This is a genomic window from Streptomyces sp. NPDC003011 (genome assembly GCF_053591515.1).
Genome location: NZ_JBSFTY010000058.1, coordinates 18160 through 30727 on the forward strand (window position 1 = coordinate 18160; position 12568 = coordinate 30727).

Genomic DNA, 12568 nt, shown 5'->3' on the forward strand with positions numbered 1-12568 from the left:
GGCCCAACTGGCCGATGTCCGGCTTCCGTTGCCTCGCCGGCCACCTGTGCGCACCTACGGCCTGTTCACCGCCAGATCTCCAGTCACGTCCCAGAGTTAATACGCCATTTGGGTGTATGCGGTGTGAAAGCACTGTTGCGGTGTCAATCATCTTGTCATGAACCTGCCATCCGAGGAGCGGATCGCAGCCTCATGGAGGTGTGGGATGCACCGCAGATTCGCCACCGCTCTTGCCGCCTCGACTCTGGCCCTGGCCACCGTCGTCGGTACGGCCGCGGCCGCCGAGGCCGCTCCCGCCGACAAGCCCCAGGTCCTCGCGAGCTGGACCCAGACCAGCGCGTCGAGTTACAGCGCCTGGAACACCGCCCGCACGAACCAGCCCGCCTGGAGCGCGTACGGGTTCGACTGGACCACCGACTACTGCTCCTCCTCGCCGGACAACCCGTTCGGCTTCCCCTTCTCGATCTCCTGCGCGCGCCACGACTTCGGCTACCGCAACTACAAGGCCGCGGGCACCTTCAGTGCCCACAAGGCGCGCCTGGACAGTGCCTTCTACGAGGATCTCAAGCGCGTGTGCGTCCCCTACACCGGCGGGACCAGGACTGCCTGCGACAGCACGGCGTGGACCTACTACCAGGCGGTCAGGGCCTTCGGCTGACCGAGCCGGCGAAGCCTGGAAGGTCCAGGGCGGCTCTCGACCTTCCAGGACGCCCGCGGGCACGCCCGGGGTGACGAGGAACAGCACCCGCAGGGGCCACGGGACCGCGACGCACATACGGGGTGGGGGTATCATTCAATGTGTTCCCCGGATACCCCACCCGGGTATATGGGGGACGCCCCGAAGGCTTGACCTTATACCCCCTAGGGGTATGCAGAAGTAGGAGGTCTCGGCAAGAACGCCGGAGGCCCTGACCGCCCAGGAGCCGGCCATGCACGCTGGACTGAAGATCACGACGTTCGCCGCCGCGCTCGCCGCGACGTTCACCACGGCCTACGGCGTGGGCAAGGGCCTCGACCCGGTCGTCGAGGACCCCACGCCCGCGCGCCACGGGAGCCACGGCGAGGCGCCACCGACACCGGGGGAAGGTGGCCGTACGGGGCACGAGGCGCAGCCGCCCGGCGGGCTGCAGATCTCCGCGAACGGCTACACCCTCGACCTCAGGACTCCGCAGGTCGCCGCAGGCCACCAGTCGGACCTGCGCTTCGTCATCCGCGACGACACCGGCCGCGCCGTCACCGCCTACCAACGCGAGCACGACAAAGAACTCCATCTCATCGTGGCCTCGCGTGACCTGGTCACCTACCGTCACCTGCACCCGGCCCGAGCCGCCGACGGCACCTGGAGCATCCCCGTCGAGCTGCCCCGGGCGGGCGGATACCGGGTCTTCGCCGACTTCACCCCGGCACGGAAGGACGCCGAGAACCTCACCCTCGGCGCGGACCTGGCGGCCTCCGGCCCCTACGCGCCGCAACGCCTCCCGGCGCCGAGCGCCACCGCGCGGGTGAACGGCTACGAGGTCGAACTCGACGGCGCCCTGCGCCCCGGCGCGGCCGGCGAACTCACCCTGACGGTCTCCCGCGCCGGCCGGCCCGTCACCGACCTCCAGCCCTACCTCGGCGCCTACGGCCACCTGGTGGCGCTGCGCTCCGGAGACCTCGCGTACCTGCACGTCCACCCGACCGGTGAACCCGGTGACGGCAGGACCGAGCCCGGCCCGGCCGTCTCCTTCACCGCCACGGCACCGAGCGCCGGCAGCTACCGGCTCTTCCTCGACTTCAAGCACGCGGGGAAGGTCCACACCGCGGCGTTCACCGTCCGGGCCGGGACGGCGGCGGGCGAGGGGCACACGGAGGCGGATGAGCGGACGGGCCCGGGAACGCCCTCCGGCGCCGAGCAGAGCCCGGCTGCCCCGCAGCCCTCGGACAGCCACGCGACCTCGGACAGCCACGCGACCTCCGAAGGTCACACGACCTCCGGCGGCCACGGGCACTGAGTCCTGGGCGGGCCCCTGAACGCGGCGATGGCCACCTTCTCTAAGCGGGCGCCCGCCTACGGTCACCTCGAACTGTTCCGGCAGGTGCCCCTGCTGGGCCGATTCGCCGCCGCGCCCTCAGCCCGTGGCCCTCAGCCGAGGGCACGGTCCAGATTGAAGGCCGCGCTGATGAGGGCGAGATGAGTGAACGCCTGCGGGAAGTTGCCCTGTTGCTCGCCGGTGTGGCTGATCTCCTCGGCGTACAGGCCGAGATGGTTGGCGTAGGTGAGCATCTTCTCGAACGCCAGCCGCGCCTCGTCGATCCGCCCGGCGTGCACCATGGCCTCGACGTACCAGAACGAGCAGATGGAGAACGTGCCCTCGTCGCCGCGCAGCCCGTCGGGGCTCTCCAGCGGGTCGTAGCGGTAGACCAGCGAGTCGGACACCAGGTCGTGGGTGAGGGCGTCCAGCGTGGACAGCCACTTGGGGTCGGTGGGCGCGATGAACTTCGTCAGCGGCATCATCAGCACCGCCGCGTCGAGCACGTCGCCGTCCTCGTGCTGCACGAACGCCTGGCGCGTCTCCGACCAGCCCCGGCTCATGATCCGCCGGTAGATGGTGTCGCGGCACTCCCGCCAGCGGTTCAGGTCGGCGGGCAGACCGCGGCGGTTGGCCATCCGGATGCCCCGCTCGATCGCCACCCAGCACATCAGCCGCGAGTACAGGAAGTTCTTGCGGCCCCCGCGGGTCTCCCAGATGCCCTCGTCGGGCTGGTCCCAGTTCTCGCACACCCAGTCCACCAGCGCGCACACGTCGTCCCACTGGCTGCTGGAGATCGGCTTGGCCCACTTGTCGTAGAGGTAGATCGAGTCGATCAGCGCGCCGTAGATGTCGAGTTGGAGCTGCTCGGCCGCCGCGTTGCCGATCCGCACCGGCGCGGAGGCCCGATGCCCCTCCAGATGACCGAGTTCACGCTCCGTCAGATCGGTGCGGCCGTCGATGCCGTACATGATCTGGAGCGGACCCGACGGCTTGCCGTCACCCGGACTGATGTGCCGGGTCAGGAAGTTCATGAACGCCTCGGCCTCGCCGGTGAAGCCCAGCCGCAGCAGCGCGTACACACAGAAGGCGGCGTCCCGCACCCACACGTACCGGTAGTCCCAGTTGCGCTCGCCGCCGAGCTGTTCGGGCAGGCTCGTCGTCGGCGCCGCCACGATCGCCCCGGTCGGCGCGTAGGTCAGCAGCTTCAGCGTGAGGGCCGAACGGTGCACCATCTCCCGCCAGCGGCCACGGTACTTGGACTGGGTCAGCCAGTTCCGCCAGTACTCCACCGTGGTGGTGAACTGCTCCTCGGCCTCCGTCCGCGCGCATCGGCGGGGCGCCACCTCGCCGCCCACCTGGTCCAGCGCGAACACCGCCGACTCGCCCTCGGCCAGCTTGAAGTCGGCGTACGCGTCCTGGCCGTCGACCTCCAGCGGCACGGTCGCGGTCAGCCCCAGCGACAGCTTGGCGGACTCGAACACCGCGACGTCGCCGGCCATGCGCACGGTGTGCGGCTCGCTGCCGTAGTCGAAGCGCGGCGCCACGCGGGTACGGAACGGGATGGAGCCGCGCACGCACAGCACCCGCCGGATCAGCCGGTGGCGTTCGGTCTCCACCGCGGCCCCGTCGACCGGCATGAAGTCCTGCACCTCGCCGACGCCGTCCTCGGTGAAGAACCGGGTGATCAGCACGTTGGTGTCGGGGAAGTAGAACTGCTTGGTCCGGGCCGGCACGGTCGCCGCCAGCTCGAACGAGCCGCCCTTGTCCGCGTCCAGGACGGAGGCGAAGACGCTCGGGGCGTCGAAGGACGGGCAGCAGTACCAGTCGATCGTGCCGTCGGTGCCCACCAGGGCCACGCTGCGCAGGTCGCCGATCAGACCGTGCTCGGCGATCGGCAGGTAACGCCCGCTCCCGGCCCCGTGCTGTGCGGTCTGTGTGGTCGGTGGTCCATCCATCGCAGCCTCCATGCCCGGCACGTCCCTCGGCCTCGGCCTCAGCTTAGGCGGCACGGGACAGCGCGGGGCCGGTAACGGCGCTAGACCGCGACGACCCGCAGCCCCGCCTCCTCGAACCGGCGCACGACGTCCGCGGGGACGGCCGTGTCCGTGACCAGCGTGTGCACCGCCTCGGCCGCGCAGATCCGGGCGAAGGCCCGCCGGCCCAGCTTGCTGGAGTCGGCGGCGACGACGACCCGCTCGGCACGCTCGCACAGCAGCCGGTTGACCGCCGCCTCCGCCTCGTCGTGGGCGGCGGCCCCGTGGAGCGCGTCGAAGGCGACGACCCCGAGCACCGCCACGTCGACGGTGAGCTGGCTCAGCACGGTGTCCGCGAGCGGCCCGACGAGTTCGTAGGACTGCGGGCGGGCCACCCCGCCGGTCAGCACGATCTTGAACTGGGGGCGTACCACCAGCTCGCTGGCGATGTTGAGCGCGTTGGTGACGACCGTCAGCGCGGGCGAGCCGGACGCCAGGTCGCTGCGCACGGCCATGGCCCGCGCCACCTCGGTGGTGGTCGTGCCGCCGGTCAGGCCCACCGCCTCGCCGGGGGCGAGGAGGTCCGCGACCGCCTTGGCGATGCGCTCCTTCTCGGAGGCGTGCCGGGCCGTCTTGTAGCGCAGCGGCAGTTCGTACGACACCCCGTGCACGACCGCGCCGCCCCGGGTGCGGACGAGCATCTGCTGCTCGGCCAGCTGGTCGAGATCTCGGCGGATCGTCGCGGAGGAGACCGCGAGTTCGGCGGCGGCCTCCTCGACGTCCAGCCGTCCGCGCTCGACGAGCAGTTCCAGCAGCGCCTTCCAGCGGGCGTCGCGCGACATCCGTGCCCTCCGTCTCCCGAGCGTCCCTCGACCGGTACTCGACTCGTCCCCGACTCGTCCCCGACTCGTCCTCGACCGGTCCCCGATCTCCCGGCGACCCTAGCGCACCCGGATCCGGTCCGAATGCTTGATCGTGCTCGAAAGTCCGCTCTATCTTGCAAGAACAAGCATTCCTGGGGAGGGGTTCGGCATGACTCATGTCGCGGACGAGCTGGCCAGTCAGCCCGAGTGCTGGGCCCGGGCAGCGGCCCGGGCGCCGGAGCAGGGCGGGGCGCTGCCGGCGCCGGGGGAGCGGGTCGCGCTCGTCGGATGCGGCACCTCGTACTTCATGGCGCAGTCCGCCGCGGCGCTGCGGGAGGGATCCGGGCAGGGCGAGACGGACGCGTTCGCCGCCTCCGAGTTCCCGCACGGCCGCTCCTACGACCGCGTGGTGGCCCTCACCCGCTCCGGCACCACCACCGAAGTGCTTGACCTGCTGAGGCGGTTGACGGGGCGTACGCGCACGACCGCGATCACCGCGGACCCGCACACGCCCGTCAGGACGGCCGCCGACGACCTCGTCGTGCTCGACTTCGCGGACGAACGCTCCGTTGTCCAGACCCGGTTCGCGACCACTGCCCTGACCCTGCTCCGCGCCCACCTGGGACTGCACACCGAGGCCGTCATCACCGACGCCCGCACCGCACTCACCTCGGAACTGCCCCAAGGGCTTGTGGACTGCGCACAGTTCACCTTTCTCGGCCGCGGCTGGACGGTCGGGCTGGCGAACGAGGCCGGACTGAAGATGCGCGAGGCCGCCCTCGCCTGGAGCGAGGCCTACCCGGCGATGGAGTACCGGCACGGCCCCATCAGCGTCACCACCCACTCCACCGCCGCCTGGATGCTCGGCGAGGCCCCGGACGGATTGGCCGGACAGGTGCGCGCGACCGGCGGGGCATGGGTGGCGGGCGCTCTGGACCCGCTCGCCGAACTGGTCCGCGTCCAGCGCCTGGCCGTCGCGCTCGCCACCGCCCGCGGCCTGGACCCCGACCGGCCGCGCCACCTCACCCGCTCGGTGATCCTCGGCCCCTGAAGCTCACGATCCCCGGCCCCCGAAGCTCACGATCCCCGGCCCCTGAAGCCCACGGAAGGACCAGCCGTGCCCCTCGTGACCACCGGCGAGCTCGTCACCCGCGCCACCGCGGCCCACCGTGCCGTCGCCGCGTTCAACGTCATCACCCTGGAGCACGTCGAGGCGGTCGTCGCCGGCGCCGAGTCCGTGCCCGCCCCCGTCGTCCTCCAAGTCAGCGAGAACGCTGTCAGGTTCCGCCACGGCTGCCTGCTCCCGCTCGCCCGGGCGGCCGTCGCCGCCGCCGAACGCGCCGCCGTACCGGTCGCGTTGCACCTCGACCACGTGCACAGCGACGACCTGCTGCGCCAGGCACCCGGCGCCGGATTCAGCTCCGTCATGTACGACGGCTCACGACTGCCCTACGCCGAGAACCTCGCCGCGACCAGGGCGGCCGCCGACTGGGCGCACGCCCAAGGCCTCTGGATCGAAGCCGAGTTGGGGCGGGTGGGCGGCAAGGACGGGCAGGCCCCGCTGGACGCCCACGCACCCGGAGCGCGTACCCGGCCCGCCGAGGCCCGCGCGTTCGTGGCGGACTCCGGCGTGGACGCCCTCGCCGTCGCCGTCGGCAGCTCGCACGCCATGACCACCCGCACCGCCACCCTCGACCACGCCCTCCTGAAGCGGCTGGCCGCCACCCTCGACGTGCCCCTCGTGCTGCACGGCTCGTCCGGGCTTCCGGACGGCGAACTGGCCGCGGCGGCCGCGGGCGGCATCGCCAAGGTGAACGTCGGCACCGCCCTCAACATCGCCATGACCGGCGCGATCCGGACGTTCCTCACCGCCCACCCCGAGGCGGTCGACTCGCGCGCCTACCTGAGCGTGGGACGGGAGGCGATGGCGCGCACGGTCGCCGGCATCGTCCGCGTACTCGGCTGACCGGACGGACACGCCCGGCACACGGCACCGGCCGGCGCGGCGGGCCGTCCGGGCCGCAGGGCGCGGCGGTCACCTCTTGACGGCCGTCAGCACCACGAACTTCGGGTCGCCGGCGACCAGTCGGCTGTTGCCGAACAGCCGCCGCAGCTTCACGTGATACCCGAGGTGCCGGTTGCCGATCACCCACAGCTCGCCGCCGGGACGCAGCACCCGCTCGGCGCCGGTGAACATCCGCCACGCCGTCGCGTCGGTCGTCGCCTGGTGCGAGTGGAACGGCGGATTGGTGAGCACGAGATCGACGCTTTCGGCCGGCACCCCCGCCAGCCCGTCCCCGACCCGGAACTCCGCGTGCCCGGGCGCGCCGTTCGCCCGGTACGTCGCCTCCGCCGAGGCCACGGCCTGGAACGACTCGTCCACGAACAGCACCTCGGCCCCGGGATCGGCCAGCGCCACCGCCGTACCGACCACGCCGTTGCCGCACCCGAGGTCCACGACCCGGTTGCCCTTGGTGCCCGGCAGGTGCTGGAGGAAGAACCGGGTGCCGATGTCGAGCCGGTCGGCACAGAAGACGCCCGCGTGGTTGACGACCGTCCGCCCCGAGACCGGGCCGACGCCGTCGGGCAGGGCATAGCTGTACGGCCAGGGGCTGCCGGCCCGCTTCCGTGCCGGCTCCGGCGCGCAGAGGATGAGCCGGGCTTTCATCTCGGCGAGCGAGGTCCGGGTGGGCCCGAGGATCCGCTCGAACAGCCGGAGCGTCGAGGTGTGGATCTCCTTCACCATCCCGGTGCCGACGACGACGGTGCCCGCGTGCACCGCGGGCGCCAGCCGCAGCAGCTGGTCCTCCAGGAGCGCGAGGCTCTTGGGCACCCTGACCAGGAGGACGTCGATCCGGGCGGGCGGGGCGTCCTGAGTGGTCAGCAGCTGCACCGAGCCGGGCTCGACGCCGTTGCGGGAGAGGTTGGCCCGCGTCGCCTCCTGGGTGAGGAACGAGTCGGTGATCTGCGTCGGCCGGTGCGCCGCGAGCGCCGTGGCCAGCGCGCCCCAGCGGTCGCCGACCACCACGACCGTGCCGGACAGCGGGACCTCCTCGTTCGCGAGATGCCGGAGCAGGTACGCGTCGGAGGCGTCCCAGGCGCGCAGCCGGTCACGCGGGTCCTCGGGAAAACGGGACAGCGTCAGCTCGCCCCAGGGAGTCGTCATACGGTCGTCCATCGTGCGTCAAGGCTAGCCGAGGCCCAGCTCAGAACTGTTGGGCAGGATGGAGAGCATGGACACAGAGCTGTTCCCCCGGGACCGTACGCGGGTCGCGCCCGGCGCGGTGCACGTGCCCGACTGGCTGGACCCGGCGCGCCAGCGCGAGCTGGTCGCGGCCTGCCGGGAGTGGGCGCGCCCGCCGGCGGGCCTGCGCACGGTCCGCACACCCGGCGGCGGCACGATGACCGCCCGCCAGGTCTGTCTGGGCTGGCACTGGCATCCGTACGCCTACGCCCGCACGGTCGTCGACGGGGACGGCGCCCCGGTGAAGCCGTTCCCCGGCTGGCTGGGGGAACTGGGCCGCCGTGCGGTGCGCGACGCGCTCGGTCCCGCGCGGGCGGCGACCGCCGCGTACGACATCGCGCTGATCAACTTCTACGACGGCGACGCCCGCATGGGAATGCACCGCGACGGCGACGAGAAGTCGGACGCCCCGGTGGTCTCCCTGAGCCTCGGTGACACCTGCGTCTTCCGCTTCGGCAACACCGAGACCCGTGCCCGGCCGTACACCGACGTCGAACTGCGCAGCGGTGACCTGTTCGTCTTCGGCGGCCCGTCCCGGCTCGCGTTCCACGGCGTACCCCGGGTGCACCCGGGCAGCGCACCGCCGGAGTTGGGGCTGACCGGGCGCCTGAACATCACGCTCCGGGTCGGCGGGCTGTAGGCCGGCGCACCCCGCGGATCATGGGAGACTCGCCTCCATGAGCGGGAAGGCGCACCCCCGGACGGCCGGGGAAGGGACCACGTCCAGGACGCGGTTGGACCGGGGGCGGGGTGCGCTCGGTCCCGCCCTGGAACTCGTGCACACCGGACGCGCCCCCACCCGCTCCGTGCTCACCGCCGAACTCGGCGTGACCCGGGCCACGGCGGGCGCGGTCGCCGCCGAACTGGAGGCGCTCGGGCTGATCCGGGTGGACGCCCGGCCCGGCGCGGCGGCCGGTTCGCAGGGGCGGCCCTCGCACCGGCTGGCGGTCGCCGAGGACGGGCCCGTCGTCCTCGCGGCACAGGTGCACGCCGACGGGTTCCGGGCGGCCCTGGTCGGACTGGGCGGCCGGATCGTCGCCACCGCTCCCGGCTGCGAGACCGTGGCGGCCGATCCGGCGAAGGTCCTGGTGTCGGTCGTGGAGGCCGGGGCGGAACTGCTGCGCACCACCGGACGCCGATGCGTCGGCGCCGGCCTCGCCGTGCCGTCCGCGGTCGCCGAACCGGACGGGCTCGCGCTGAACCCGCTGCACCTGGCCTGGCCGGTGGGCGCGCCGGTGCGCCGCATCTTCGAGGAGTGCGTGCGCGCGGCCGGCATCACCGGACCGGCGTTCGCGGGCAACGACGTCAACCTCGCCGCGCTCGCCGAGCACCGGCACGGCGCCGGCCGGGGTGCCCGGGACCTGCTGTGCGTGGCCACCGGGCACCGGGGCGTGGGCGGAGCGCTGGTGCTCGACGGGCGCCTGCACACCGGGAGTTCGGGCCTGGCGCTGGAAGTCGGTCACCTCACCGTCCATCCCGAGGGCCGCCCCTGTCACTGCGGCAGCCGCGGCTGCCTGGACGTCGAGGCGGACCCGCTGGCGTTCCTCACGGCCGCCGGCCGCGACCCGGGTCCGGAGGTCTCCCTGCTCCAGCAGGCCAACGACCTGATCGGCGGCCACTACGCCGACCCGTCCGTCCGGGCCGCCACCGAGGCCCTCATCGACCGGCTCGGCCTCGGCCTCGCGGGGCTGGTGAACATCCTCAACCCGGACCGCATCATCCTCGGCGGCCTGCACCGCACGCTGCTCGACGCCGACCCGGACCGGCTGCGCGCGGTCGTCGCCGACCGCAGCCTGTGGGGGCAGAGCGGCGGCGTCCCCATCCTGCCGTGCACCCTCGATCACAACAGCCTGGTCGGCGCGGCGGAACTGGCCTGGCAGCCCGTCCTGGACGATCCGCTGGGCGCGCTGTCCTGACGCTCCCGCAAGGCGGGCCGAGTAGGCTCGGAGCATGCGGATCGCTGTCTCCTCGGACATGGACGAACCCGTGGCGCGCGACCTCGTGGCGGAACTGCGGACACGCGGCCACGAGGTCATCGCGCACGGGGCGCTGAACCCCGGAGCCGACCCCCAGTGGGCCGCCTGCTCCGAGGCCGCGGCCCGCGAGGTCGCCGCCGGGAGGGCCGACCAGGCCGTCGTGTGCTGCTGGACCGGCACCGGTGCCTCGATCGCCGCGAACAAGGTGCCCGGCGTGCGCGCGGCCCTGTGCACGGACGCCTACACGGCCGACGGCGCCCGCCGCTGGAACGACGCCAACGTGCTCGCCCTCAGCCTCAGGCTGACCTCCGGACCGCTGCTCAAGGAGATCCTCGACGCCTGGTTCACCGCCGAGGCCAGCACGGACACCGAGGACCGGGAGAACGTGGCACGGATCGGACGACTCGACCTCGGCAGGAACACGCCGTAGGCCCGACTCGGCAGGAACACGCCGTAGATCCGACTCGGCAGGAACACGCCGTAGGCCCGACCGGGCTCCAGATCGGCGTGCTGCGCCATCACCCCGTCGCGAGCCGGACGTTCTCCCCACCTGTCCAGCCCCGGAGCCGGGCGTCGTCCCCTGTTCGTAGCCGGGCGCGGTGCCCCGGAGCCCCGTTCTCATCCTGTGCGCGGCCGGCGCGCCCGGCACGGCCGGCAGGGGGCCGCGACGCCGAGGATCCGTACGATCCGGCCGCGCCGGGCGGGCCCCGGGGTCCGCTCCACCGGGTCAGCGCCGCTCCACCGACCGCGAAGGCCGGGCCGGGATCCGCCGTGAGGACGCGGCCGGTCACCTCCTCGCCCGGGGCGGCGCGAGCCGCGGACGCACCCGGCGCAGCCGGTACGGCATTGCCCGGGCCGCCGACTGCGTGGGCTTCGTGTTCCAGGCGTTCGACCTGGTGCCGACGCTGACCGTCGCGGAGAACATCCGGCTGCCGCTCGACCTCGCCGGCACCCGGGGTGACCCGGAGTGGGTCGACGCGCTGATCGACGTCGTCGGCCTGCGCGACCGCCCCCACCACCGGCCCGCCGAGCTCTCCGGCGGCCGGTGGCAACGGGTCGCCGTGGCACGGGCGTTCGTCGGCCGGCCGGACGTCGTGTTCGCCGACGAGGTCGTCTCCCTCGCCGACGGACGCCTGGTCGACCGGATGGAAGCCCCGACCGCCGACAAGGTCCTGGACCGCCTGAAAGCCTTCGAGGTGCCCTCATGAACGCCTGCCCGCCTGCCCGCCTGGACGTGCTGCGGGCCATCGCCACGGAGTGATGCCGTCCCTGGCGGCCGGGGCGGTGCCGCCGCCCCGGGACGGCGCGTGACGCCGAGGGGGACCGCCCTGCGGGAACAGGCGTCACCGCCCGGTCAGCCGGCAACGGCCGACCGGGCGGGAGTGTGTCCGGGCCGGCGCAGGTCGACCGCGTGCTCGACCTCCGCGAACCGGTGCGCGGGCTTGTCCACGACCTGGCGTCGCGGCGGACGCGCGGACGCGGCCCGCGCGGCCGACGGTGTCGGCAGGGTGAACCACACGACCTTGCCGGACTCGCCGTCCGGCCGCACACCCCAGCTCTCGCTGACGGCGGCGACCATCGCGAGCCCACGCCCGCAGGTGGCGAGCCCGTCCGCGTCGTCGATGGATCCCACGACCGGCAGACGCGGGTCGTGGTCGCGCACCGAGACCTTGAGCCGGTCCAGCACCAGCTCGATCTCCACGGTGCACGTCTTGTCGGGCCGGGCATGCCGGTGGACGTTGGTCAACAGCTCCGTCACACCGAGCGCCGCCCGGTCTATGAGGGGATCCAGGTGCCAGTAGCGCAACTGCGCCGATACGATTCTGCGGACCTGGCCGATCCGCGACGGCAGGGCTTGCAGCTCCACCGTGCAGTGCCTGCTTGGATGACTGATCACGGCTGCGACTCCCCGACATAGAGGTCCGGAAGAACACGGAGTTCGGATCGATCCAGCAGAGTGCCCGCGTGACACGGCCGCCTGCTGTCGTGGCCGGCGGGCTGGTTCGCAGCGTTATCGCCGGTAAACCCAGAGTTACGTGAGACCAGCGTGGCGCAGGAGGCGCGGTCCCGCAACTCACGGTGTTTCAGTCGCTACGCTCTGCGGCCCGCCGTACGGCTTCGACGAACCGGCGTGCGGCGGGCGGCCCCGGTTCTCCGGGGGCGGGATCGTGCTCGCCCAGGGTCAGCAGGTAGCGGTTGCCGTTGAGGTCCGCCAGGGCGCGGTCCTCGGGGACGAACCAGGGCTTGGAGGCACGCACAGCCTGCACCGGCGCGCTGTCGATCTCGCTCCCGTAGCTGGTGAGCAGTTCGAGCCTGCCGTCGCTGATCCGGACCTGTCCGGCCCGGGTGAGCGAGCGCAGCAGCTTCCCGATGCCCACGCCCGTGGCCCTGAACTCCGGCTCCGCCATCCCGCTCCGCCCCCTCGTGCGTGTGGGTGTGCCGGCCCGCGCTCACGCGTGAGCCGTGTCCTGTTCCTGTCGTGATCCCGTGTGTCCGG

At 72.9% G+C, this 12568-nt stretch carries 12 protein-coding genes and 1 pseudogene; 8 read left to right on the forward strand and 5 right to left on the reverse strand.

The window, feature by feature from the left end:
- Positions 1-205 precede the first annotated feature (205 nt).
- Both ACWD0J_RS27385 and ACWD0J_RS27390 read left to right on the forward strand, forming a co-directional pair.
- A complete protein-coding gene (locus ACWD0J_RS27385; protein WP_451498508.1) occupies positions 206-658 on the forward strand; it encodes a phospholipase in 453 nt (150 codons plus the stop codon).
- 271 nt (positions 659-929) lie between these two features.
- Positions 930-1994: a hypothetical protein gene (locus ACWD0J_RS27390; RefSeq protein WP_451498509.1), complete on the forward strand. Its 1065-nt coding sequence runs from the start codon at positions 930-932 to the stop codon at positions 1992-1994.
- Positions 1995-2125: 131 nt separating this feature from the next.
- Here ACWD0J_RS27390 and ACWD0J_RS27395 read toward each other — a convergent pair whose 3' ends face one another.
- Together ACWD0J_RS27395 and ACWD0J_RS27400 are read right to left on the reverse strand one after the other, a co-directional pair.
- A complete protein-coding gene (locus tag ACWD0J_RS27395) occupies positions 2126-3970 on the reverse strand; it encodes a glycoside hydrolase family 15 protein (protein ID WP_451498510.1) in 1845 nt (614 codons plus the stop codon).
- Positions 3971-4050: 80 nt separating this feature from the next.
- Positions 4051-4830 carry a DeoR/GlpR family DNA-binding transcription regulator gene (locus ACWD0J_RS27400; protein WP_451498511.1) on the reverse strand — a complete coding sequence of 260 codons (780 nt, stop codon included), beginning with the start codon at positions 4828-4830 and terminating at the stop codon, positions 4051-4053.
- A gap of 190 nt (positions 4831-5020) precedes the next feature.
- Here ACWD0J_RS27400 and ACWD0J_RS27405 point away from each other — a divergent pair, with 190 nt between their 5' ends.
- Positions 5021-5902 (forward strand): SIS domain-containing protein, encoded by an 882-nt coding sequence (locus tag ACWD0J_RS27405; protein WP_451498512.1) that lies wholly within the window; start codon positions 5021-5023, stop codon positions 5900-5902.
- 66 nt (positions 5903-5968) lie between these two features.
- On the forward strand, positions 5969-6817 hold the full coding sequence (locus ACWD0J_RS27410; protein WP_451498513.1) for a class II fructose-bisphosphate aldolase: 849 nt from the start codon (positions 5969-5971) through the stop codon (positions 6815-6817).
- 69 nt (positions 6818-6886) lie between these two features.
- On the opposite strand, the gene ACWD0J_RS27415 is transcribed toward ACWD0J_RS27410, so the two are convergent.
- Positions 6887-8017: a methyltransferase gene (locus tag ACWD0J_RS27415; RefSeq protein ID WP_451498514.1), complete on the reverse strand. Its 1131-nt coding sequence runs from the start codon at positions 8015-8017 to the stop codon at positions 6887-6889.
- A gap of 67 nt (positions 8018-8084) precedes the next feature.
- Here ACWD0J_RS27415 and ACWD0J_RS27420 point away from each other — a divergent pair, with 67 nt between their 5' ends.
- The 4 genes and pseudogenes from ACWD0J_RS27420 to ACWD0J_RS27435 form a co-directional block, all read left to right on the forward strand.
- Complete coding sequence (locus tag ACWD0J_RS27420; RefSeq protein ID WP_451498515.1) at positions 8085-8735, forward strand: alpha-ketoglutarate-dependent dioxygenase AlkB family protein; 651 nt, start codon at positions 8085-8087, stop codon at positions 8733-8735.
- A gap of 37 nt (positions 8736-8772) precedes the next feature.
- Positions 8773-10011 carry an ROK family protein gene (locus ACWD0J_RS27425; RefSeq protein ID WP_451498516.1) on the forward strand — a complete coding sequence of 413 codons (1239 nt, stop codon included), beginning with the start codon at positions 8773-8775 and terminating at the stop codon, positions 10009-10011.
- 34 nt (positions 10012-10045) lie between these two features.
- Positions 10046-10501: an RpiB/LacA/LacB family sugar-phosphate isomerase gene (locus ACWD0J_RS27430; RefSeq protein WP_451498517.1), complete on the forward strand. Its 456-nt coding sequence runs from the start codon at positions 10046-10048 to the stop codon at positions 10499-10501.
- A gap of 289 nt (positions 10502-10790) precedes the next feature.
- A pseudogene (locus tag ACWD0J_RS27435) lies at positions 10791-11279 on the forward strand (ATP-binding cassette domain-containing protein); the annotation flags it as partial.
- A gap of 146 nt (positions 11280-11425) precedes the next feature.
- Here the strand turns inward: ACWD0J_RS27435 and ACWD0J_RS27440 are convergent.
- Positions 11426-11968: an ATP-binding protein gene (locus ACWD0J_RS27440; protein WP_451498518.1), complete on the reverse strand. Its 543-nt coding sequence runs from the start codon at positions 11966-11968 to the stop codon at positions 11426-11428.
- 187 nt (positions 11969-12155) lie between these two features.
- The gene (locus tag ACWD0J_RS27445; protein WP_451498519.1) at positions 12156-12479 is read right to left on the reverse strand and encodes a hypothetical protein; all 324 of its coding nucleotides are present in this window, start codon (positions 12477-12479) and stop codon (positions 12156-12158) included.
- Positions 12480-12568: the final 89 nt, after the last annotated feature.

Excerpts from the sequence above, each read along its gene's own strand:
- ACWD0J_RS27445 (WP_451498519.1), bottom strand. The coding sequence starts at position 12,479 with ATGGCGGAGCCGGAGTTCAGGGCCACGGGCGTGGGCATCGGGAAGCTG.
- ACWD0J_RS27395 (WP_451498510.1), bottom strand. The coding sequence starts at position 3,970 with ATGGATGGACCACCGACCACACAGACCGCACAGCACGGGGCCGGGAGC.
- ACWD0J_RS27430 (WP_451498517.1), top strand. The coding sequence starts at position 10,046 with ATGCGGATCGCTGTCTCCTCGGACATGGACGAACCCGTGGCGCGCGAC.
- ACWD0J_RS27385 (WP_451498508.1), top strand. The coding sequence starts at position 206 with ATGCACCGCAGATTCGCCACCGCTCTTGCCGCCTCGACTCTGGCCCTG.
- ACWD0J_RS27415 (WP_451498514.1), bottom strand. The coding sequence starts at position 8,017 with ATGACGACTCCCTGGGGCGAGCTGACGCTGTCCCGTTTTCCCGAGGAC.
- ACWD0J_RS27390 (WP_451498509.1), top strand. The coding sequence starts at position 930 with ATGCACGCTGGACTGAAGATCACGACGTTCGCCGCCGCGCTCGCCGCG.
- ACWD0J_RS27400 (WP_451498511.1), bottom strand. The coding sequence starts at position 4,830 with ATGTCGCGCGACGCCCGCTGGAAGGCGCTGCTGGAACTGCTCGTCGAG.
- ACWD0J_RS27405 (WP_451498512.1), top strand. The coding sequence starts at position 5,021 with ATGACTCATGTCGCGGACGAGCTGGCCAGTCAGCCCGAGTGCTGGGCC.
- ACWD0J_RS27420 (WP_451498515.1), top strand. The coding sequence starts at position 8,085 with ATGGACACAGAGCTGTTCCCCCGGGACCGTACGCGGGTCGCGCCCGGC.
- ACWD0J_RS27425 (WP_451498516.1), top strand. The coding sequence starts at position 8,773 with ATGAGCGGGAAGGCGCACCCCCGGACGGCCGGGGAAGGGACCACGTCC.